The sequence below is a fragment of the Streptomyces sp. NPDC032198 genome (assembly GCF_040636975.1).
In the GTDB taxonomy this organism is placed as follows: domain Bacteria; phylum Actinomycetota; class Actinomycetes; order Streptomycetales; family Streptomycetaceae; genus Streptomyces.
This window is the reverse complement of record NZ_JBEZVL010000006.1, coordinates 392654-412840: the sequence shown is the minus strand read 5'-3', so window position 1 is coordinate 412840 and position 20187 is coordinate 392654. Positions and strand designations below refer to the sequence as shown.

Here is a 20187-nt window from a genome sequence, read left to right as displayed (position 1 = left end):
GCTGCATGCTTTCCCGCCTGTTTGCCCCCAAGGTAAAGGTCAGCGCCCACTGCGACCTCCCCTGCGGCGTGTACGACCCGGCCCAGGCCCGCATCGAGGCGGAGTCGGTCAAGGCCGTCCAGGAGAAGATGGCCGCCAACGACGACGCGCAGTTCCAGACGCGCGCCATCGGCATCAAGGAGCAGCGCGCGGAGCTCGCCAAGCACCACGTGTCGGTGCTCTGGAGCGACTACTTCAAGCCCCCGCACTTCGAGAAGTACCCGGAGCTGCACCAGCTGGTCAACGACACCCTGAAGGCCCTCTCGGCCGCCAAGGGCTCGTCGGACCCGGCCACGGGCCAGAAGGCGCTGGACTACATCGCCCAGATCGACAAGATCTTCTGGGAGACCAAGAAGGCCTGACCCACCGGTCAGCCTCTGTCACAGAGCGCACACGAGAGCACCCGGCATCCGCGCGGAGCCGGGTGCTCTCTGCGTTGCGTCGCGTCAGCCCTGCAGGGCCGCGAGGCCCTTGTGCAGGTCCTCCGCGTTCATCACCGGGTAGATCTCGATCTCCGCGCCGAGCTCCAAGAAGAACGGCTCGGCGATCGACGGGATCTGCGAGCTGTCCTCCATGTCGAAGACGAAGGTGGCGGTCCGGCCACCGTCACCGGGCCCGAAGTACGCGGCCTCCGGTTTGAGCTGTTCCGTCACCGACTGCACGATCTTCGGCAGTGTGCCGTTCTTGATCGCCTCGTTCGAGATCTGTGTGTCCAGACGCGCTCTCAGCATGACCCTCATGGCTCTCACTCCTCCCCTCCAGCATCCCGCCGGACGCCCCGGCTCGCATCCAGACACGTCGGCCCGTCCCGCCGCCCCATAAATCGGTTGCCGCCGCACACCGCCCCCTGCTCCACTCTGCGTACACCCAGACCCGTCAAGGAGACGCAATGCGCCGTTGGTTCATGTCCAGCCAGAAGGGAATTGCCATCAACCCAGAGGACATGACACTCAGTGCATACGTCGAGCACGTCCACCACCCTGAACCTGGGGATCCTGGCGCATGTTGACGCCGGCAAGACCAGCCTGACCGAGCGGCTGCTGCACGCCGCCGGTGTCATCGACGAGATCGGTCGCGTCGATGCGGGGAACACCCAGACCGATTCACTGGCCCTGGAACGGCAGCGCGGGATCACGATCAAATCCGCCGTCGTCTCCTTCGCCGTCGACGACGTCACCGTCAATCTCATCGACACTCCCGGCCACCCGGACTTCATCGCCGAGGTGGAACGGGTCCTGAGCGTGCTCGACGGCGCCGTACTCGTCCTTTCCGCGGTCGAGGGCGTCCAGGCGCAGACCCGCGTGCTCATGCGGACGCTGCGGCGGCTCCGCATCCCCACGCTCGTCTTCGTGAACAAGATCGACCGCCGCGGCGCACGCCACGAGGATCTGCTGCGCGACATCTCCGAGCGGCTCGTCCCGGACATCGTGCCCATGGGGTCGGCTCGCGGCCTCGGCGGTCGCGACGGGGCCTTCGTGCCCTTCGACGGCGGTGATCCCTCCTTCACCGCCCGCCTCGTCGACGTACTGGCCGCGCACGACGACGCCCTGCTCTCCGCGTACGTCGACGACGAGGCGGAGCTCTCCTACCGGCGGCTCCGCGCCGAACTCGCGGCGCAGACCAAACAGGCGCTGGTGCACCCGGTGTACTTCGGTTCGGCCGCCACCGGCGCGGGCGTCACCGAACTCATCGCGGGCATCCGGGAGTTGCTGCCCTCCGAGGACGGCGCCCCGCTCGCCGGCGAACCGGCCTCCGGCACCGTCTTCAAGGTCGAGCGTGGGGACGCCGGGGAGAAGATCGCGTACGTACGGATGTTCGCGGGGACGGTCCGCACGCGCGACCGGCTGCCGTTCGGCGGCGGGCGCGAGGGCAAGGTGACCGCGGTGAGCGTCTTCGACCGCGGGTCCGCCACCCCGCGCGAGGGAGTCACCGCGGGGCAGATCGGGAAGCTGTGGGGGCTCGGCGACATCCGGATCGGCGATGCCGTCGGCGTACCGCACAAGGGCGTGCCGGGCGGCGGCCGGCACCACTTCTCGCCGCCCACCCTGGAGACCGTCGTCGTCCCCACCCGCCCCGGCGACAAGGGCGCGCTGCATCTCGCGCTCGCCCAGCTCGCCGAGCAGGACCCGCTGATCGACCTGCGGCAGGACGACCTCCGCCAGGAGGTGTACGTGTCGCTGTACGGCGAGGTCCAGAAGGAGGTCATCCAGGCGACCCTCCTCGACGAGTACGGGATCGACGTCGATTTCCGCGAGACCACGACCCTCTGCGTGGAGCGCGTGACCGGCAGCGGGTCCGCCTTCGAGATCATCGACAAGGACGACAACCCCTTCCTGGCCACCGTGGGGCTGCGCGTCGATCCCGGTGCGCCCGGTTCCGGCGTGGAGTTCCGCCTGGAGATCGAGCTCGGTTCGATGCCGTACGCGTTCTTCCGCGCCGTCGAGGAGACCGTGCGGGAGTCCCTGCACCAGGGGGTGCACGGGTGGGAGGTCAGCGATTGCGTCGTCACCATGACGCACTCCGGGTACTGGCCCCGGCAGAGCCACGCGCACGGCACCTTCGACAAGAGCATGTCGAGCACCGCCGGGGACTTCCGGCAGCTGACCCCGTTGGTCCTGCTGAGCGCGCTGCGGCGGGCGGGCACCCAGGTGCACGAGCCGCTGCACCGCTTCCGGCTCAGTGTTCCGGACGATGTGTTCGGGCAGCTCCTGCCCGCGCTCTCACGGTTGCGGGCGGTCCCGCACACCCAGACGGCGCGCGGGGCCTCGTACGTCGTCGAGGGCGAGATCCCGGCGGCCCGCGTGCACGAACTGGAGCAGCTGCTTCCCTCGCTGACGCGCGGCGAGGGCGAGCTGGAGTCCGCCTTCGAGCGGTACCAGCCGGTCCGGGGCGAGGCCCCCGACCGGCCGCGGACCGACCGCAACCCGCTCTGCCGCAAGGAGTACCTGCGGGAGGTGGCGGGTGTCCGGCGCTGATTCCCGGTCAGCGCCGGAACGCGGGCAGATTGAGTGCGCGCACGCGGGCGGGGTCGACGAGGATGTTGAGTTCGACGATCCTGCCGCCCGCGATCGTGAACTCCATGACCGAGACGACCTCGCCGTCCGGCACTCCGACCGCGCCGAGACGGCCGTTGATGAACGCCAGCTCGGTGGTCGGCGCGCCCTTCGAGAACATCGCAGCCTGCCCGGCCACCACCGACGCGCCCCGCACCAACTTCGAGAGCCCGGAGGCAAGTTCGCCGGTGTCGGCCCGCAACACCACATCCGGGTCGAGCAGTTCGAGCAGCGCGTCAAAATCGCCGCCCCGCGCCGCCGCGAGGAACGCGCCGACGACCTCGCGCTGGCGTACGGGATCGTTGTCGGGGGCGGGCGCGGAGTCCTGCACCCGGCGGCGGGCCCGGCTCGCGAGCTGCCGGGTCGCGGCAGGGGTGCGCTCCACGATCGGGGCGACCTCGTCGAAGGGCACGGCGAACATGTCGTGCAGCACGAAGGCGAGGCGTTCGGCGGGCGCCAGCGTCTCCAACACGACGAGCAGCGCGAGGCCGACCGAGTCCGCGAGCAGCACCTCCTGCTCGGGGTCGACCACGTCGCCCCAGCTCACCACCGGGTCCGGCACATGCGTGTCGAGGGCGAGCGAGAGGGAGTCCTCGCGCCGCGACTGCCGCGTACGCAGCATGTCGAGGCAGATCCGGCCGACGACCGTGGTCAGCCAGCCCCCCAGGTTCACCACCTCGCTGATGTCGGAACGGCTGAGCCGGATCCAGGACTCCTGGACCGCGTCCTCGGACTCGTTGAGCGAACCGAGCATGCGATAGGCGACGGCCTTCAGATGCGGCCGGTGCTCCTCGAAGCGGGCGGCCAGCGCCTCGCCCTGCTCCATGGCCGCTTTCCCGCCTACGGCTGCTTTCTGGTCCACCGCTGCTTCATTCTGGTCCATCTGTCACATTCCCTCGTCGCGATACGTCATGGAAGTGACGCACCGTGCCAGCGCACTTGGAGGAAACAGTAATGAACGCGGAGACGGCAGCCCCCCGCACGCCCGAGCAGCGCAAGCGCGACACCCTGCACCGCCTCACCCACGACATCGACGCCTGGGTGGCCACGGCCGACGCGGACAGCGGCACCCCCTACCTGATCCCCCTGTCCTTCCTCTGGGACGGCGAGAGCCTTCTCGTGGCCACACCGGACGCCAGCGTCACCGGCCGCAACCTCCGCGCGGCCGGCAAGGCGCGGGTCGGCGTCGGGCCGACCCGCGACGTCGTGCTCATCGAAGGGGCCGTACGCGCCCTGGGCGAGGACGAGTTGACCCGCGAGGTCGCTGACGCCTTCGCCGAGAAGACGGGCTTCGACCCGACCAAGCTCACCACCCTGTACACGTACTTCCGCATCACCCCGCAGCGGCTCCAGGCCTGGCGCGAGGCCGATGAGCTGGAGGGCCGGGAGCTGATGCTGGGCGGGCGGTGGACGGTGCGGTGAGCCGGGGGTTCCGGGGCCTGGCGGTTCAGTCCCGGCCGAGCAGCGGGGCCAGTGCCGCACGGAGGTCGTCGGGGCCCGTGTAGTGCAACCCCGCCATGCCGAGCGCGACGGCCGCGTCCACGTTCTCCTTGCGGTCGTCCACGAAGAGGCAGCGCTCGGCGGGGACCCCGGTGCGCTCCACGGCGATCTCGTAGATCCGGGGATCGGGCTTGACGATGCCGACGTCCGCGCTGCTGACCACGGTGTGTGCCAGGTCGGCGATGCCGAGCTCGGCCAGGTCCTGGTCGAGCCAGGGGGTCGCGTTCGTCACGAGCGCCACATGCAGGTGCGCGCGGGCCCGCCTGAGCAGGTCCACCACGGTGGCGTCGGCGGAGAAACCGGCCTCGGCGAGGGCGGTGCCCAGGGCGTGCCCGCGCTCGTGGGGCACCCGGTCCGCGAGGCCGTGCGCGATGGCCTCCACCCACTCCTTCTTGCCGCTGTGCCCGAGCATCAGCGGCATGTCGGTCTCGGGCGCGAAGGCGATCTCGGTGGTGCTGCCGTGGGGAAGACCGGCGGCGCGCTCCATCTCCTCGAGCCCCGACATGTCGTAGAAGCGGATCACGCCGTCGAGGTCGCAGAGCACGGCGTCGAACGGAAGCGGCGACGCCTGCGGCTCCGGCTGCGTCGCCGGGGCCACCTGCCAGGCGAAACGCAGCTTCTCCTTGGCCTCGGCGCCGATGCGGCCGTAGAAGCGGATCGCGCCCTCGTTCCACGCGGGCGTCTGCCACTGGACCTCGGTGAGGCCAAGGGCACGGGCCTGTTCCGCCACCGCGTCCGTCAGGCGCTCGCCGAGGCCGAGGCCCCGGTGACCGTCCCGCAGGAAGAGGCAGTCCATGTGGAGGTACTCGGCTCCATCCCAGGTGGAGATCTCCGGCGCACAGGTGGCGTAGCCGACGACGTCGCCACCGGGCAGCTCGGCCACCAGACAGCGCAGACGCGGGTCCGGCACCTCGAAGAGGAGGGAGTGCAGGCGCTGTTCCAGGCCGGGGGCGGGCGGGGCGCCCTTCTCGTACGCGGCGTGCTCGGCGACGAGTTCCACGATGCGGGGGAGGTCGGCGGGGCGGGCGTGGCGCACGAGGGGCGCGTCGTACGTCATCGCAGGTCCCCCTCGATGACGTCCCGGCCCCACGCGGTGAGCCGCTCCGGGAGGGTTCCGCTCCCGTCGAGCACACACCGGACGTACGCGTCCCGCTCATGCGTGAGCACGGCGGCCTCCCACACGCAGGGCGCGAGCCCCGCTCGGCCCGGCCGCAGCTCACCGGGGTCGTCGACGGGGCCGACGAAGACGGCGAGGTCGGACATGTAGCCCTCGATCCAGCTGTGCACGAGGACGTAGTCCCCGTCACCACCCGCGTGCACGATCAGCACGGCGAGCCCGGCCGACCCACGGGCGCCACCGAGCCCCAGGTGCGCCCCTGCGATCGCGAGCGCGGACTCCTCGGCCCGCGCGGTCACCTTCCGTCCGGGCGCCTCGACGGCGTATGTCTTCACGAGATGCCCGCCGGCCTCCCAGACGCCCAGAGGCCGTGCGGTGCGTGCGTGATGGCCGTCGGCGAGGGCGAGCAGCCGCCCGGTGTCGACAGCCGAAGGGAGCTGGTCCAGCTCGGTCATGTCCATGAGCCCATGATGCAGATGTCCCCTGCTTCTCGTGAGGCGGGTGTGGGCTATCGCACGGGCCACTCCTCAAGCAGCGACTGCATCGTCGGTCTCCGCCCCGCTACCCGCTACTTCTCGGCGAGTACGTGCTTCACGTTGGCCCGCAACCGTTCCTGGTCCGCGCGCACCGCGTCGTACGCGTCCCTGTGGCGGGCCACATCCGCGCGCTGCTTCTCCTCGCGCACCGCCCACCACACACCGGCCGTGTTGTGCTCGCGCTTGCACTCGACGTCGGCGGTGGCCGTGGCCCGCTCCCTCTTCGTCCGGTCGGTGTTGCCGCCGTGGTCGTTCCCCCGGCCCCACGCCTTGTCCCGGAACGCGTCCTGCGGAGTCTTGTAGTGCTTGATCCCCTTGCTCTCCAGGCATGCGGACCAGGTGTCGAGGGCCTTGCGCACCCGCTCGTCCTTGATGACCGCCTTGTCCACGGCCTGGCTCCGCTTGGAGGCGTACGTCCACATGCGCGTCTTGTTCCGCACGCCTTCGGTGAGACGATCGGCACCGCTGCTCGCGCAACCGCCTCTCTCGCCGGGCTCGCGGCCCAGTTCGTACAGCGCCTCGTACTCGTCATCCGTCATGACGCGGCCCTTCGGTCGCGCGGGATCGGTGAAGGACCGCTTCGGGTCCCAGCCGTAGCCCCAGCGGCGGGCACCGTCGAGGTCGAGCTGCCCGTACGGATACGACGTCATCGCCACGGCGATCAGCGAGTAGGACGATGCCATCTTCCGCTGCCCGGGATAGAGGGGGAAGTCCTCGAAGCCGAGCTTCCGCATGCAGCGCCGCGTCATGCGCGCCTGCGCCTCGGTGTGGCGGCGGCTGTCGCGATCACTGAACTCGTAGCGGTCGAGCGGCAGTTCAGGGATGTCCTTGTCCTCCTTCACGGAGGGCACGCCGGGATCTCCCGAGCTTCCCCCTGGCGACCCGGATCCGGCCCCGCATCCCGCGAGCCCCACGACCACCAGCCCCGCAACAGCCCACCGGGTCATCACACTCCGCGTCGGCCCCCACAGCCCCATCGCTCCGTCCCCTCCCCAGGTGACCCACGTACCGGAACCGTCGGACCATACATCCCGCCCCGCCTCAGCCTCTCAACGCCCCTTGACAGCCCGCCCTGTTGGGAGCGCACCTCGTCTTCCGAGAGGCCGAGCTCCAGCGCGTCGGCGACGAACGCCCGCACTCGCTGGCCGAGTTGGGGTACGTATCGATGACGAGCTCGTCGACCTCGTCCCGCGGCTCCCCCGCGATCCTCGCGCCACCGCACAGCCAGATGTCGAACTCGCTGCCCTCCCGTTTGAGTTCGCGGCCCGTCCACATACGACATGAGGGATTCCAGGTCGCCACCCCGGTCACTGATGAAGCCGTCGATCGACACGGCGACGAGGTATCCGAGCTTTCGCAAGGGATGCTACTCACTCGGATTACTTCTTCTTGGAGCCGGCGGGCTCAGACCTTGCCGGGAGAGCGCCGGGCGCCGAGGTGCGGGAACCGCCGCGTCACCCCCGGCGGATTCCCTCCGTGTCGAGCTCCCCCGCCACCACCTGCCGCGCGCACTCCGCGAGCCGCAGGCGGTTCGCGCGCGCGTGGCGCCGCAGCGCCCCGAACGCCTCGTCGACCGTGCACTTCCAGCGCTCGGCGAGCACGCCCTTCGCCTGCTCGATGTCGATCCGGCTGGTGAGCGCCTCCTGCAACTGGCCGCGCTCCACCTCGCTCTGCTCCAGGGAACGCCGCTGCAGTATCGCGATGGTGGCGACGTCCGCGAGGGCCTGCGCGAGCGCGATCTCGTCGGGACCCATCACCTGCGGCTTCGCCTGGAAAAGATTCAGCGTGCCGAGCGTCTGATCACCCTGGCGCAGGGGCAGCACCTGCGTCATCGCGTAACCGGCCTCCCTGGCGCGCGTCGCGAACCGCGGCCAGGTGGTGGTCGCCTCCAGGCCGTTGAGCGCGATGTTCACGTGCGCCACGCCGGAGTGGTAGCAGTCCAGGCACGGTCCCTGTTCCCGCTGCAGGGCGAACAGATCGAGCACCCACACGTGCTCGCCGGACGCAGCGACGAGCTCCAGCTCGCCCTCGGGATCCGCCAGCAGGACGCCCGCGACCGAGACGCCGAGAAGTTCCACGCAACGCACGGCCAGGCTCTGCAAGAACTCGGCGACGTCGAACTCCTCGGTCAACGAATCAGCCATCTCCACGAATGCCTCCGCCAGAAGTCGCTCGCGGGACGTAGCGCCGGACACCTCACGGGTCATTTCGTGGGACACGGAGCTCGCCCCTCCTTCGTTGTGTCCATGGACAACACAGCGGTGCTTCAACGACTTTATGCGAATCGGCCGGTGTCGCCACCGTCCGTGCCGGAACGTTCGGGTTCCCGCCACATCGGCCACAGCTGCGGGCCGTCCGGAAGATTTATGGCGTTCCCGGTGAACCGGAATCCGAGCCGTGAGTAGAGCGTGCGGCTGCGGCTGTTGCTCGCCTCCAGATAGGCGTGCAGCCCTTCCCGGTCACAGCGTTCGAGTACGGCGCCGATCAGCGCCGAGCCGAGCCCCTCGCCCTGCCGCTCCGGGCTCACGCCGATCATGTGCAGGTACTGGTGGGGCCGGTCGGTCGGGTGCGCCTCACCGGTCAGCCGGGCGATCTCCTCGATCCGCGCGTTGTCCGGGTCCACGGCCTCGCGCAACTGCGCGGGCCCTTCCTCCCCGGTCTCGTCCGCGCTCTCGTCCCCGCCCGCGGGGACGGACCACCACAGGGCGACGGCCGAGCCGTCCTCCGCGATGTCGACGTAGCCCTCGCTCAGCGCGAGGCCGAAGAAGCCGTCCATCAGCGCGCCGTGCCTGCGGCGGCGGTGCTCCGCGTCGGGGAAGACCCAGCTGCTCACCGGATCGTCCCGGAACGCCTCGTCGAGCAGCCGGACCACGTCCGCCCTGTCGCTCTCCCCGGCCCTCCGGATGACTACGCCCACAGCCCGCCCCTTTGCCCCTCGCCCACGCTCAACTGCGTGTAGCGCCCCACCGGTTGCCTCGGTTGCAGCCTAGGCGATCGGGCCCCGGCACACCGGCGAGCCCCGCACCCTGACCGGATCTCGGCAGAATGCGGGGCTCGCAGTTGTGTTCGACCGCCCTGTCCGCCCCTGCTCGCCGGGCCGGTCCCTTCTCCGCGGGCAGCCGTACGCCCCCGTGTGCCGCCGTACACCGCCGTACGGCAGATGCGTGTGCCTCCCTACGGTCAGTGCGTGCGCCGCGTGACGAACTCCGCGAGCGTCAGCAGGCTGCCCGCGGCCTCCGGGACCGGCACCGCGCCGGCGAGCTGGTTGATCGCGCGGGACATCCGGTCGCCCGCGTGCAGCAGCGCCCAGTCCCGGCCGCCCGCCGCCTCGACGGCCCGCGCCATGCGGTCCAGGTCGCCGTCGGCCGGCGGGCGTCCGTACAGCTCGGCCAGTTCGGCGGCGGCCGGGGTGCCCGAGGCCAGGGCCGCCACCACCGGCAGGGACTTCTTGCGGGCCGCGAGATCGGCACGGGCCGGTTTGCCGGTGTGCCCCGGATCGCCCCAGATGCCGATCAGGTCGTCGATGAGCTGGAAGGCGAGCCCCGCCTCACGGCCGAACCCGTCGAGCGCCTCCACCTCTCGCCGCCCCGCCCCCGCGTACAGCGCCCCCAGTGCGCAGGCACAGCCGAGCAGCGCCCCCGTCTTGGCCTCGGCCATGGCGAGGCACTCGTCGAGCGTGACCTCGTCGGGGCCGCGCCTCTCCAGCGCGGCGTCGGCGTGCTGGCCCGCGCAGAGCTCCACCACGCAGGAGGCCAGCCGGGCGGCCGCCGCCGGGGCCCCGGGGTGCGGGTCCTCGGCGAGCAGCCGCTGCGCCAGTGCCTGGAGCGCGTCACCGGCCAGGATCGCGTCGGCTTCGCCGAACACGGTCCATGCGGTGGGCCGGTGCCTGCGGGTCGTGTCCCCGTCGATGACGTCGTCGTGCAGCAGGGTGAAGTTGTGGGTCAACTCGACCGCTGTCGCGGCCCGGACGGCCAAGGCCTGGTCCCCGCCGAGCGCCCGCACCGCGGCGAGCACGAGCGCGGGCCTGATCGCCTTGCCCGCGTGCCCGGCCGCCGGCGAGCCGTCCGCGTGTTCCCAGCCGAAGTGGTAGAGCGCGATGCGGCGCATCGCCCCGGGCAGCGAGTCGATCGCCCGGCGCAGCTCCGGGTCGACGCGCAGCCGCGCCGCCGCCAGGATCTCCGCCGCTTCGGGCGCATCGTGCCCCGCGTGCCCCTCGTACTCTTCGGGCTTCTCCGTCATGTCCGTCGTCGTGTCCGTCATGGACTCACCCCGGGGAGGATGCGGACGGTGGCGGTTCCTGGGCCTGCGGGCGCGTACGGAAGGGGTGTACCCGGCGGCGCGCCCGCAGACACGGCCTCATCGCCAGCGGCCGATCTCGACGTTCTCCAGCACGCCCAGCGCGTCCGGCACCAGGACCGCCGCGGAGTAGTAGGTCGACACCAGGTACGAGATGATCGCCTGCTCGCTGATGCCCATGAAGCGCACGGACAGGCTCGGCTCGATCTCGTCCGGGATACCGGTCTGGTGCAGGCCGACGACGCCCTGCTCCTCCTCGCCCGTACGCATGCAGATGATCGAGGTGGTGCGGGCCTCGGTGACCGGGATCTTGTTGCACGGGTAGATCGGCACCCCGCGCCAGGTGGGAATGCGGTGGCCGCCCATGTCGATGGTCTCCGGCACGAGACCGCGCTTGTTGAGCTCGCGGCCGAACGCGGAGATGGCGCGCGGGTGGGCCAGGAAGAGTTTCGAACCCCGCCTGCGGCTGAGCAGTTCGTCCATGTCGTCCGGGCTCGGCACGCCGTCGTGCGGCTGCAGTCGCTGCTCGTACTCACAGTTGTTGAGCAGGCCGAACTCGCGGTTGTTGATCAGCTCGTGTTCCTGGCGCTCCTTGAGCGCCTCGACCGTGAGCCGCAACTGCTGCTCGGTCTGGTTCATCGGCTGGTTGTAGAGGTCGGCCACGCGCGTGTGGACGCGCAGCACGGTCTGGGCGACGCTCAGTTCGTACTCACGCGGCGCCGATTCGTAGTCCACGTACGTGCCCGGGAGCACGGCCTCGCCCACGTGTCCCGAGGAGAGGTCGATGGGCGCCTCGCCGAACTTGTTGGTCCGCTGGTGCGGGATGGACCGCAGCCGCCGCAGATGCTCGCGCAGCGAGTCCGTGCGCTCGGCGACCTGCTCCAGGTCCTGGCGGGGCAGGGTGAGCACGGTGCACGCGGTCACCGCGCGCGTCGTGTACTCCCAGATGGCCTCCGGGTCGAGCAGTGCCTGCTCGCCGAAGTACGCCCCGTCGGCGAGCGAGCCGAGGACCGTGTCGTCCCCGTACGGACCGGTGCCGATCTTCTCGACCCTGCCGTGCGCGAGCAGGAACACCTCGTCGGCCTGGCTGCCGAAGGAAGTGATGACCGACCCCGCGGCGAACTCCCGCTGCTGGCAGCGTCCGGCCAGCTCCCCCAATACCTCGATGTCCTCGTAGTCCCGCAGGACCGGCAGCTCGCCGAGCTCCGCCGGGATGACCTGCACCCGGTCCCCGGTCTTCACGAACGTCACCCGGCCGTCGCCGACCGAGTAACTCAGCCTCCGGTTCACCCGATACGTGCCGCCCTGCACCTGCACCCACGGCAGCGTCCGCAGGAGCCAGCGGGAGCTGATCTCCTGCATCTGCGGCGCGGACTTGGTGGTGGTGGCCAGATTCCGCGCGGCCGATGTACCCAAGCTCTGCTGCGGCTCGGACCGTTCCGCACGGACCTCTTCGCCTACCGACATTGGCAATGCCCTCCCGATCAAGCGCTGATCTGCGCCGACAACCCTTCCAGCACGGAGAGTGCGGGCGCCATTACACAAACGAGCGGGAATGGATCAGGCGATACGGGGCACTCACCCGCGTACCAGGAACGGGGTCGCCGGGGGTGGGGAACTCCAAGATCGGTGCATCCGTTGAACAGGACACAACGGCCGATACCCTTCGTACCGACATGCACCAATCAGCACCATTCCGCACCAATTCGTAGGAGACGGCAATGGCAGGCTTCCTGGATCGCGCCAAGGAACAGGCGCAGCGCGGACTCACTCAGGGCAAGCAGAAGATCGACGAGGTCCAGGCGCAGCGCACCGGCGGCGACCTCCTGAAGAAGCTGGGCGCCGCGTATTACGCGCAGCAGCACGGCACGGGAACCCCTCAGGCCACGCAGCAGGCCCTGCAGGCAGTGGAGGCGCACATCGCGACGAACGGCGACGCGTTCCTGCACAGCGGCGACCACCGCGGCTGACCAAATCGGCTCGCACGGTGCCCGAACAGCAACGGAATACGTCCGAACAGCTGGTCCGGGCACCGTGGTTCCGGTAAAAGCGGACATACAAGACGGTCCGCGACCGGCGGCCGTCGTGCTCCGCAAAGGAGTCGGCCATGGCCCCACCCATGTCCGCGGGCAGCTTCCTCGACGCGCTCAAGGACGAAGGGGTGACGGTCGTCGAAGTCGGCGACTGGCGTCACCACAACCGCAACCACAAGGGGCCGTGGGGGCCCATGCACGGCGTGATGATCCACCACACGGTCACCTCGGGCAGCGAGCGGACGGTGGAGATCTGCCGTGACGGGTCTGCCTCGCTGCCCGGCCCGCTCTGCCACGGCGTCATCACCAAGGACGGCCGCGTCCACCTCGTCGGGTACGGCCGCGCCAACCACGCGGGCCTGGGCGACGACGACGTCCTGCGGGCGGTCATCGCCGAGAAGGCGCTCCCGCCGGACAACGAGGCGAACACCGACGGCAACCGCCACTTCTACGGCTTCGAGTGCGAGAACCTCGGCGACGGCGACGACCCGTGGCCCGACGCGCAGCTGGACGCCATCGAGAGGGTCTCGGCGGCCATCTGCCGCCATCACGGCTGGACCCAACGCTCGGTGATCGGCCACCTCGAATGGCAGCCGGGCAAGATCGACCCCAAGGGCTTCACCATGAAATCCATGCGGGAGCGCATCGAGGAACGCCTCAAGTAAACCCCTCCCCCCAGTGACCGTGACCGTGCCCGTCGGCATGGCGCCGGGCAGAATGGCGGGGTGAGCACCACCCCGCCGACCACCCCGCGCCCCCGGCTCCCGTCCCCGCTCCAGGAGCTCAGGGACGACCGGTTCGCGCGGCATGGCGTCACCCTCACGCTCAAGCGGGACGACCTGATCCACCCGGACCTCCCGGGCAACAAGTACCGCAAGCTCTTCCTGAACCTGGACGCCGCCGTCGCGGCGGGGCACACGACCCTGCTGACCTTCGGCGGCGCCTACTCCAACCACCTCAGGGCGACCGCCGCGGCGGGCCGCCTCCTCGGCCTGCGCACCATCGGCATCGTCCGCGGCGACGAACTCACGGGCCGCCCCCTGAACCCGTCGCTGACGCGATGCGCCGCCGACGGGATGCGCCTGCACTTCGTCGACCGGACGACGTACCGCAGGAAGACCGACCCCGAGGTCCTTGCCGCCCTCCTGCGCACGACAGGCGCCGAAGATTCCTACGTCATCCCCGAAGGGGGCAGCAACTCCCTGGCCGTGCGGGGCTGCACGGCCCTGGGCGAGGAACTGCGCGGCCGCACCCACACGGCGGCCGTGGCCTGCGGCACCGGCGGCACCCTGGCCGGCATGGCCGCGGGCCTCGCCCCGGGCCAGCGCGCCCTCGGCATACCGGTGCTCAAGGGCGGCTTCCTCGGCCCGGAGATACGGGCGCTGCAAGAGCGGGCCTTCGGCGCCCCCACCGCCAACTGGCACCTGGACGAGCGCTTCCACTTCGGTGGCTACGCCCGCACCTCCCCCGAACTCAGCGCGTTCGCGGACGACTTCGAGGACCGGCACGGCCTCCCCGTGGAGCGCGTCTACGTGGCCAAGCTCCTCTACGCGCTGACGGCCCTCTCCGAAGAGGGCGCCTTTCCCCCCGGCGCCGAGGTCACGGCGGTGATCACCGCGACGGAGCCGGCGACCGCCACGGATCAGTCCTCGACCTCCCGATAGGCCGCCGCCTCCTCCAGGTCCAGCTTCCGCAGCAGCGTCCGCATCATCTCGTCGTCGATGCGCCGGTCGTCCCGCATCTTCACGAACACCTCGCGCTCCGCGGCGATCGCCTCCCGGGTGAGCCTGCGGTAGGTCTCGTCCGCCGACTCCCCCGTCACGGGGTTGGGTTGCCCGAGTCGCTCCCACACGGAGTTGCGACGCCGCTCCAGGACGGTGCGCAGACGGTCCTGGAGGGGCTGTGGGAGGCAGTTGCGCTCGTCCCGCATGAGTTCGTCCACCCGCCGCTCCGCAGCCTCGGAGGCGGCGTTCTGGGCCTGCGCCTCCGCGAGCGTCTCCGCCTGCGCGTCACGCCCCGGCAGCTTCAGGACCCGGATCAGCCACGGCAGCGAGAGCCCCTGCACGACCAGCGTGCCGATCACCGTGGTGAAGGTCAGGAACAGGACGAGGTTGCGTGCCGGGAACGGCTCCCCGTCGTCCATGACGAGCGGGATCGAGAAGGCGATCGCCAGCGACACCACTCCGCGCATCCCGGCCCAGCTGACGATCAGCGGACGCCGCCAGTCCATGTCGCTCTCCCGCTCCTTGATGCGCTTCGAGAGCATCCGCGGCAGATAGGTCGCCGGATACGACCACACGAAGCGCGCGAGGACGACCAGGAAGAAGACCCCCAGGGCGTACCAGGCCGCCTGGATGCCGCTGTACTCGCCGAGCCCCTTGAGCACGAGCGGCAGTTGGAGGCCGATGAGCGCGAAGACGGCCGACTCCAGGATGAACGCGACCACCTTCCACACCGCGGCCTCCTGGAGCCGCGTCTCGAAGTCGACCTCCCAGGAGCGGTGCCCGAGGAACAGGGCGACGACGACCACGGCGAGCACTCCGGAGGCACCGACCTGCTCGGCGGCGGCGTACGCGACGAAGGGGATCAGCAAGGAGAGGGTGTTCTGCAGCATCGCCTCCTTCATGTGCCTGCGCAGCCAGTGGAGCGGCACCATGAGGACGAGCCCGACGCCGACCCCGCCGACCGAGGCGACCAGGAACTCCTGGATCCCGCCCGCCCAGCTCGCGCCCTCGCCGACCGCCGCCGCCAGGGCGACCTTGTAGGCGGTGATCGCCGTCGCGTCGTTCACCAGCGACTCGCCCTGCAGGATCGTGGTGATCCGTGACGGCAGTCCCACCTTCCGCGCGACGGCCGTGGCCGCCACCGCGTCCGGCGGCGCGATCACCGCGCCGAGGACCAGCGCGGCGGTCAGCGGCAGATCGGGGATCAGCAGATACGCGAGATAGCCGACGGCGAGGGTCGCGAACAGCGTGTACCCGACCGAGAGCAGCGCCACGGGTCTGATGTTGGCGCGCAGATCGAGGTACGAACTCTCCAGGGCCGCGGTGTGCAGCAAGGGCGGCAGGATCAGCGGCAGCACGATGTGCGGGTCCAGGTGATAGTCCGGGACCCCGGGCACATACGCGGCCACGAGACCCACCGCGACGAGCAGCAGCGGCGCGGGCACCGGCGTCCAGCGGGCGGCGCCGGCCACCGCGGCACTCGCCGCGATCAGCGCCACCAGGGGCAGTACGTCCATCGGTCAGGCCTCCGCGACACGTGTTCCCGTCGTAACCTGGCAATCATGAACGAGTGCCCGCACGTCGCAACGCTGCCGCACCCCGAGCCCGCACCGCTGAGCGAGACCTGCCTGGAGTGCCTCGCGGTCGGCAGTCACCCGGTGCAACTGCGGCTCTGTCTGGACTGCGGCCACGTGGGCTGCTGCGACTCCTCGCCCTTCCGGCACGCGACGGAGCACTTCAAGGACACCGGACACGCGGTGATGAGGACGTTCGAACCGGGCGAGAGCTGGCGTTGGTGCTTCGTCGACGGTTCGATCGTCTGAGGCCTGGGTACGTCAACCCGACGCCCGTACTCTCCAATTGGGACCGTGAGACCCCTAGCCACTCTCCGTACCCTTAGGCTTACTATGAGTGACAGCAACGGAGCGGGGTCCCCGGGACACGGAACTGGGGAGCGCGGTAGCGTCACCGCAGAACTACGTGGTGCGTTACCCGTGTGACGCAGTCCGGACCGCCGCTCACGGCGGACCTGGAGCCCCGAAAGTGCTTGTACCACCTTGGAGGTGAGGGTGTCCCAGATCGCAGGCGAGCCCGGGAATCAGGACTTCGTCGAGGTCCGCCTTCCGGCTGCGGGTGCCTACCTGTCGGTGCTGCGTACGGCCACGGCCGGTCTCGCGGCGCGTTTGGACTTCACTCTCGACGAGATCGAGGACCTGCGCATCGCGGTCGACGAGGCCTGCGCGATCCTGCTCCAGCAGGCCGTGCCCGGTTCGGTGCTCAGCTGCGTCTTCCGGCTCGTCGACGACTCCCTGGAGGTGACCGTCTCGGCGCCGACCACCGACGGCCGGGCCCCTGAACGGGACACCTTCGCCTGGACTGTGCTGTCCGCCCTCGCGGGTCAGGTCGACTCCTCCGTGGCCGAGGACAACACCGTCTCGATCAGTCTCTACAAGAAGCGCGGCGCGGGACCCGGGCCGGCGTGAGGGGCGGGGAGGGACCGGTGCGGGACGAAGAGCGCGGCACACGGGGTCTGTCCGGTGGCAGGAGAGGGACGCCGACGAGGGGGCGCGAGGCTCCGGTGGAGCCGGCGCTCACGGGCATCCCCGAGCAGCAGGCCAGGCCGCACCCGGAGGACCCGGAGCAGCCGGGTCCGTCGACTGTGGCTGATGCGTCGGAGCAGGCAGAGCCGACCGCCCAGGAGGAGCGCGCAAAGCCCTCCGTCCGGGGCGGCGCGCAACGGGCGGGATACATGAGCGAACACGGTGAGCAGCAGCACACCCGGCACAATCCGCAGGACCGCAGCGGCGCACGCGCGATGTTCATCGAGCTGCGCGAGCTGAAGGACGGCAGCCCTGAGTACGCGGAGCTGCGCAACAAGCTGGTCCGCATGCACCTGCCGCTCGTCGAGCACCTGGCCCGCCGCTTCCGCAACCGCGGCGAGCCCCTTGACGACCTGACGCAGGTCGCCACCATCGGCCTGATCAAGTCCGTCGACCGCTTCGACCCGGAGCGCGGCGTGGAGTTCTCCACGTACGCGACACCCACGGTCGTCGGCGAGATCAAGCGTCACTTCCGCGACAAGGGCTGGGCGGTCCGGGTCCCGCGGCGTCTCCAGGAGCTCAGGCTCGCGCTGACCACGGCGACCGCCGAGCTGTCCCAGCTGCACGGCCGCTCCCCCACGGTGCACGAGCTCGCCGAGAAGCTGGGCATCTCCGAGGAGGAGGTCCTGGAGGGCCTGGAGTCGGCCAACGCGTACTCCACGCTGTCCCTGGACGTCCCGGACACGGACGACGAGTCCCCGGCGGTCGCGGACACCCTGGGCGCGGAGGACGAGGCCCTGGAGGGCGTCGAGTACAGGGAATCCCTCAAACCGCTCCTGGAAGACCTTCCACCGCGCGAGAAGCGCATCCTGCTGCTGCGGTTCTTCGGCAACATGACGCAGTCGCAGATCGCCCAGGAAGTCGGCATCTCCCAGATGCACGTCTCCCGGCTTCTCGCCCGCACACTCGCGCAGCTGCGCGAGAAGCTCCTCGTCGAGGAGTGACGAAGGAGCAGACCGCCCCTCCTGGTCTGCTCCTTCGGTACGTCTGCCCCCGCGTTCGGTACGTCTGCCCGCGCGGGACGGCGGGAAAAGCTACTTCACGTCGTCCGGTGCGTTCCCCGGGCCCCGGATGCCGAGGGCCTCGGTGGTGGCGGGGTTGACCAGCAGGACGAGCGCGGTCACCGCGACGGCGGCGAGCGCGATGCCGCCCGGGATGGCCATGCTGTCGGCCTGCAACAGCTGCCAGGCCACGGGAAGCGCCATGATCTGCGTGATGATGGCGGGCCCCCGGCTCCAGCTGCGGCGGCGCAGGAGACCGCGGGCGGCCAGCAGGGGCAGCAGCGCGAGGACGATCAGCGTGATGCCGCCCGTCGTGGCCTGCTCCGGGTTGTCGGGGTCACCCGCGAGGCCCATCACGAGCATGTAAACACCGGCGGCGATGAGTGCGACGCCCTCCAGCGCGGCAAGGGCCGCGGCGGCCGTCAGACGTCCGGGACGCGGGCCGGGCTCCGGGGCTTCAGGGGTGGGATTCCGCTCAGTGCTCACCCTTGCAGGGTAGCTGTGCGTATCCGTGCTCCGGCCCCCGGTCCGCCCCCTCGGTCTGTGCCGGTCAAAGAGCGCTAGGTACGCTGCTTCGCATGCGTGCACTCCTTGTGGTCAACCCGGCGGCAACCACCACCAGCGCGCGCACGCGTGACGTACTGATCCACGCGCTGGCGAGCGAGATGAAACTCGAGGCGGTCACCACGGAGTACCGCGGTCACGCCCGGGACCTCGGCAGACAGGCCGCGGAGAGCAAGGACATCGAGCTGGTCGTCGCCCTCGGCGGGGACGGCACGGTCAACGAGGTCGTCAACGGTCTGTTGCACAACGGCCCCGACCCGGCCCGTCTGCCGCGCCTCGCGGTCGTCCCCGGCGGTTCCACCAACGTCTTCGCGCGCGCCCTCGGTCTGCCCAACGACGCCGTGGAGGCGACCGGCGCCCTGCTCGACGCGCTGCGTGAGGGAAGCGAACGGACAGTGAGCCTGGGACAGGTGTCGGGCACACCCGGCACGGAGGACGAAGCCGTCCCCGCGCGCTGGTTCACCTTTGCCGCCGGATTCGGATTCGACGCCGGAGTGGTGGGACGGGTCGAACAACAGAGGGAACGCGGGAAGCGGTCCACCCATGCGCTCTATTTGCGCCAGGTGTTCCGTCAGTTCCTCGACGAGCCGCACCGCAGACACGGAATGATCACGCTGGAACGGGCCGGCGAGGACCCGGTGACCGACCTCGTGCTCTCCATAGTCTGCAACACCTCTCCGTACACCTACCTGGGCAATCGCCCGATGTACGCCTCCCCGCAGGCCTCCTTCGACACCGGCCTCGACGTGCTCGGTCTGAGCAAGCTCTCCACCACCGCGGTGGCCCGGTACGGGACGCAGCTCCTGACCTCGACACCCGATCGCGGACCCCACGGCAAGCACGCGGTTACGCTCCATGACCTCACCGACTTCACCTTGCATTCCAAGGTGCCGCTCCCCCTTCAGATGGACGGTGACCACCTGGGGCTGCGCACGAGCGTGACGTTCACAGGCGTACGCCGTGCACTGCGTGTGATTGTGTGAGTAGAAGGGCCCAAAGTCCTTTCACTCGAACGTTTAGGCCAGGGTCCACCCCATGGAAGTACGGCTGTGACCCAGTCGACACTGAGGAATCAAAAAAAACTTGCCGGAAGGGGTTGTATCCGCCGCCGAGGTTTGCGAATCTCTACATGGCGATCGGGACGGCCCGCAACATCGGCCCCACAGAAAGCCAGAACCCCCTCCTCAACACATAGGACATCGTCGCGTTATGTGACGTACGTCCCTTCCGTTGTCGGGGGATTCGTGAAAGCGTTCACATTCACAAGCAACCTTGCATGTAATACCAAGGAGAGGTAGCAGCCATGGACTGGCGTCACAACGCCGTTTGCCGCGAGGAAGACCCCGAGCTCTTCTTCCCCATCGGCAACACCGGTCCTGCGCTGCTGCAGATCGAGGAAGCCAAGGCCGTCTGCCGCCGCTGCCCCGTCATGGAGCAGTGCCTGCAGTGGGCGCTCGAGTCCGGCCAGGACTCCGGCGTCTGGGGTGGCCTCAGCGAGGACGAGCGCCGCGCAATGAAGCGCCGCGCCGCTCGCAACCGTGCACGCCAGGCAAGCGCCTGACGCTCACGCCCCCTACGAGCCTGAGCCCGGCGGCGCGTACAGCGAGTACGCATCTCCCGCCCCCGAGCCGCAGCCGCGCAGTACCCCCGATGCGCAACGCAACGTGAGCAGTGAGCCCCGGACCACTTTGGTCCGGGGCTCACTGCTTTCTGTTTGCAGGTGC

The 20187-nt window shown here is 70.1% G+C and carries 22 protein-coding genes; 11 read left to right on the top strand and 11 right to left on the bottom strand.

The window, feature by feature from the left end; all coding sequences use genetic code 11:
* Nucleotides 1-5: 5 nt before the first annotated feature.
* Nucleotides 6-401, top strand: a complete 396-nt coding sequence (gene sodN / locus AB0E78_RS18610; RefSeq protein ID WP_160507177.1) for a superoxide dismutase, Ni — start codon at nt 6-8, stop codon at nt 399-401.
* 84 nt (nt 402-485) lie between these two features.
* Here the strand turns inward: sodN and AB0E78_RS18605 are convergent, their stop codons facing one another.
* Nucleotides 486-779 (bottom strand): DUF3303 family protein, encoded by a 294-nt coding sequence (locus tag AB0E78_RS18605; protein ID WP_361833479.1) that lies wholly within the window; start codon nt 777-779, stop codon nt 486-488.
* A gap of 213 nt (nt 780-992) precedes the next feature.
* Here AB0E78_RS18605 and AB0E78_RS18600 point away from each other — a divergent pair, with 213 nt between their 5' ends.
* Nucleotides 993-3014, top strand: a complete 2022-nt coding sequence (locus tag AB0E78_RS18600) for a translation factor GTPase family protein (RefSeq protein WP_361833477.1) — start codon at nt 993-995, stop codon at nt 3012-3014.
* Nucleotides 3015-3021: 7 nt separating this feature from the next.
* Here AB0E78_RS18600 and AB0E78_RS18595 read toward each other — a convergent pair whose 3' ends face one another.
* The gene (locus AB0E78_RS18595; RefSeq protein ID WP_361833807.1) at nt 3022-3918 is read right to left on the bottom strand and encodes a sigma-70 family RNA polymerase sigma factor; all 897 of its coding nucleotides are present in this window, start codon (nt 3916-3918) and stop codon (nt 3022-3024) included.
* Nucleotides 3919-4046: 128 nt separating this feature from the next.
* Here AB0E78_RS18595 and AB0E78_RS18590 point away from each other — a divergent pair, with 128 nt between their 5' ends.
* Complete coding sequence (locus AB0E78_RS18590; RefSeq protein WP_361833475.1) at nt 4047-4514, top strand: pyridoxamine 5'-phosphate oxidase family protein; 468 nt, start codon at nt 4047-4049, stop codon at nt 4512-4514.
* A 25-nt stretch (nt 4515-4539) separates the two neighbouring features.
* On the opposite strand, the gene AB0E78_RS18585 is transcribed toward AB0E78_RS18590, so the two are convergent.
* The 7 genes from AB0E78_RS18585 to AB0E78_RS18555 form a co-directional block, all read right to left on the bottom strand.
* Complete coding sequence (locus AB0E78_RS18585; protein ID WP_361833473.1) at nt 4540-5649, bottom strand: HAD-IA family hydrolase; 1110 nt, start codon at nt 5647-5649, stop codon at nt 4540-4542.
* Nucleotides 5646-6170, bottom strand: a complete 525-nt coding sequence (locus AB0E78_RS18580; RefSeq protein WP_361833471.1) for a hypothetical protein — start codon at nt 6168-6170, stop codon at nt 5646-5648. Before AB0E78_RS18580 ends, AB0E78_RS18585 begins: the two co-directional genes overlap by 4 nt.
* Before the next feature lie 107 nt (nt 6171-6277).
* On the bottom strand, nt 6278-7096 hold the full coding sequence (locus AB0E78_RS18575) for a hypothetical protein (RefSeq protein WP_361833469.1): 819 nt from the start codon (nt 7094-7096) through the stop codon (nt 6278-6280).
* Between the two features lie 603 nt (nt 7097-7699).
* Nucleotides 7700-8464 (bottom strand): GAF and ANTAR domain-containing protein, encoded by a 765-nt coding sequence (locus tag AB0E78_RS18570; RefSeq protein WP_361833467.1) that lies wholly within the window; start codon nt 8462-8464, stop codon nt 7700-7702.
* A 56-nt stretch (nt 8465-8520) separates the two neighbouring features.
* Nucleotides 8521-9162, bottom strand: coding sequence for a GNAT family N-acetyltransferase (locus tag AB0E78_RS18565; protein WP_361833465.1), 642 nt, complete (start codon nt 9160-9162; stop codon nt 8521-8523).
* A 263-nt stretch (nt 9163-9425) separates the two neighbouring features.
* A complete protein-coding gene (locus AB0E78_RS18560; RefSeq protein ID WP_361833805.1) occupies nt 9426-10484 on the bottom strand; it encodes a family 2 encapsulin nanocompartment cargo protein polyprenyl transferase in 1059 nt (352 codons plus the stop codon).
* Nucleotides 10485-10601: 117 nt separating this feature from the next.
* Entirely contained in the window at nt 10602-12008 is a 1407-nt protein-coding gene (locus AB0E78_RS18555; RefSeq protein WP_361833463.1) for a family 2B encapsulin nanocompartment shell protein, read from the bottom strand.
* Between the two features lie 254 nt (nt 12009-12262).
* Here AB0E78_RS18555 and AB0E78_RS18550 point away from each other — a divergent pair, with 254 nt between their 5' ends.
* From AB0E78_RS18550 to AB0E78_RS18540, 3 genes are all read left to right on the top strand, one after another.
* Nucleotides 12263-12511, top strand: a complete 249-nt coding sequence (locus tag AB0E78_RS18550; RefSeq protein WP_361833461.1) for a hypothetical protein — start codon at nt 12263-12265, stop codon at nt 12509-12511.
* 137 nt (nt 12512-12648) lie between these two features.
* A complete protein-coding gene (locus AB0E78_RS18545; RefSeq protein WP_361833459.1) occupies nt 12649-13239 on the top strand; it encodes an N-acetylmuramoyl-L-alanine amidase in 591 nt (196 codons plus the stop codon).
* A gap of 60 nt (nt 13240-13299) precedes the next feature.
* A complete protein-coding gene (locus tag AB0E78_RS18540) occupies nt 13300-14238 on the top strand; it encodes a pyridoxal-phosphate dependent enzyme (protein ID WP_361833457.1) in 939 nt (312 codons plus the stop codon).
* Here the strand turns inward: AB0E78_RS18540 and AB0E78_RS18535 are convergent.
* A complete protein-coding gene (locus AB0E78_RS18535; RefSeq protein ID WP_361833455.1) occupies nt 14217-15815 on the bottom strand; it encodes a Na+/H+ antiporter in 1599 nt (532 codons plus the stop codon). The two genes, AB0E78_RS18540 and AB0E78_RS18535, sit on opposite strands and share 22 nt — an antisense overlap.
* A 45-nt stretch (nt 15816-15860) precedes the next feature.
* Here AB0E78_RS18535 and AB0E78_RS18530 point away from each other — a divergent pair, with 45 nt between their 5' ends.
* The 3 genes from AB0E78_RS18530 to AB0E78_RS18520 all read left to right on the top strand — a co-directional run bounded on the left by AB0E78_RS18530 (nt 15861) and on the right by AB0E78_RS18520 (nt 17842).
* Entirely contained in the window at nt 15861-16121 is a 261-nt protein-coding gene (locus AB0E78_RS18530) for a UBP-type zinc finger domain-containing protein (RefSeq protein ID WP_361833453.1), read from the top strand.
* 246 nt (nt 16122-16367) lie between these two features.
* The gene (locus AB0E78_RS18525) at nt 16368-16781 is read left to right on the top strand and encodes an anti-sigma regulatory factor (RefSeq protein WP_135332116.1); all 414 of its coding nucleotides are present in this window, start codon (nt 16368-16370) and stop codon (nt 16779-16781) included.
* Entirely contained in the window at nt 16778-17842 is a 1065-nt protein-coding gene (locus AB0E78_RS18520; RefSeq protein ID WP_361833451.1) for an RNA polymerase sigma factor SigF, read from the top strand. The genes AB0E78_RS18525 and AB0E78_RS18520 overlap by 4 nt, the downstream gene beginning before the upstream one ends.
* A 90-nt stretch (nt 17843-17932) precedes the next feature.
* Here the strand turns inward: AB0E78_RS18520 and AB0E78_RS18515 are convergent, their stop codons facing one another.
* Nucleotides 17933-18385, bottom strand: a complete 453-nt coding sequence (locus AB0E78_RS18515; protein ID WP_361833449.1) for a hypothetical protein — start codon at nt 18383-18385, stop codon at nt 17933-17935.
* 92 nt (nt 18386-18477) lie between these two features.
* On the opposite strand from AB0E78_RS18515, the gene AB0E78_RS18510 reads away from it, so the two are divergent.
* Together AB0E78_RS18510 and AB0E78_RS18505 are read left to right on the top strand one after the other, a co-directional pair.
* On the top strand, nt 18478-19446 hold the full coding sequence (locus AB0E78_RS18510) for a diacylglycerol kinase family protein (protein ID WP_361833447.1): 969 nt from the start codon (nt 18478-18480) through the stop codon (nt 19444-19446).
* 320 nt (nt 19447-19766) lie between these two features.
* Entirely contained in the window at nt 19767-20024 is a 258-nt protein-coding gene (locus AB0E78_RS18505) for a WhiB family transcriptional regulator (protein WP_016639615.1), read from the top strand.
* Nucleotides 20025-20187: the final 163 nt, after the last annotated feature.

Coding starts and splice junctions, on each gene's coding strand:
- sodN (WP_160507177.1), top strand. CDS start 6: ATGCTTTCCCGCCTGTTTGCCCCCAAGGTAAAGGTCAGCGCCCACTGC.
- AB0E78_RS18605 (WP_361833479.1), bottom strand. CDS start 779: ATGAGGGTCATGCTGAGAGCGCGTCTGGACACACAGATCTCGAACGAG.
- AB0E78_RS18595 (WP_361833807.1), bottom strand. CDS start 3,918: ATGGAGCAGGGCGAGGCGCTGGCCGCCCGCTTCGAGGAGCACCGGCCG.
- AB0E78_RS18590 (WP_361833475.1), top strand. CDS start 4,047: ATGAACGCGGAGACGGCAGCCCCCCGCACGCCCGAGCAGCGCAAGCGC.
- AB0E78_RS18585 (WP_361833473.1), bottom strand. CDS start 5,649: ATGACGTACGACGCGCCCCTCGTGCGCCACGCCCGCCCCGCCGACCTC.
- AB0E78_RS18580 (WP_361833471.1), bottom strand. CDS start 6,170: ATGGACATGACCGAGCTGGACCAGCTCCCTTCGGCTGTCGACACCGGG.
- AB0E78_RS18560 (WP_361833805.1), bottom strand. CDS start 10,484: ATGACGGAGAAGCCCGAAGAGTACGAGGGGCACGCGGGGCACGATGCG.
- AB0E78_RS18555 (WP_361833463.1), bottom strand. CDS start 12,008: ATGTCGGTAGGCGAAGAGGTCCGTGCGGAACGGTCCGAGCCGCAGCAG.
- AB0E78_RS18550 (WP_361833461.1), top strand. CDS start 12,263: ATGGCAGGCTTCCTGGATCGCGCCAAGGAACAGGCGCAGCGCGGACTC.
- AB0E78_RS18545 (WP_361833459.1), top strand. CDS start 12,649: ATGGCCCCACCCATGTCCGCGGGCAGCTTCCTCGACGCGCTCAAGGAC.
- AB0E78_RS18535 (WP_361833455.1), bottom strand. CDS start 15,815: ATGGACGTACTGCCCCTGGTGGCGCTGATCGCGGCGAGTGCCGCGGTG.
- AB0E78_RS18530 (WP_361833453.1), top strand. CDS start 15,861: ATGAACGAGTGCCCGCACGTCGCAACGCTGCCGCACCCCGAGCCCGCA.
- AB0E78_RS18510 (WP_361833447.1), top strand. CDS start 18,478: ATGCGTGCACTCCTTGTGGTCAACCCGGCGGCAACCACCACCAGCGCG.
- AB0E78_RS18505 (WP_016639615.1), top strand. CDS start 19,767: ATGGACTGGCGTCACAACGCCGTTTGCCGCGAGGAAGACCCCGAGCTC.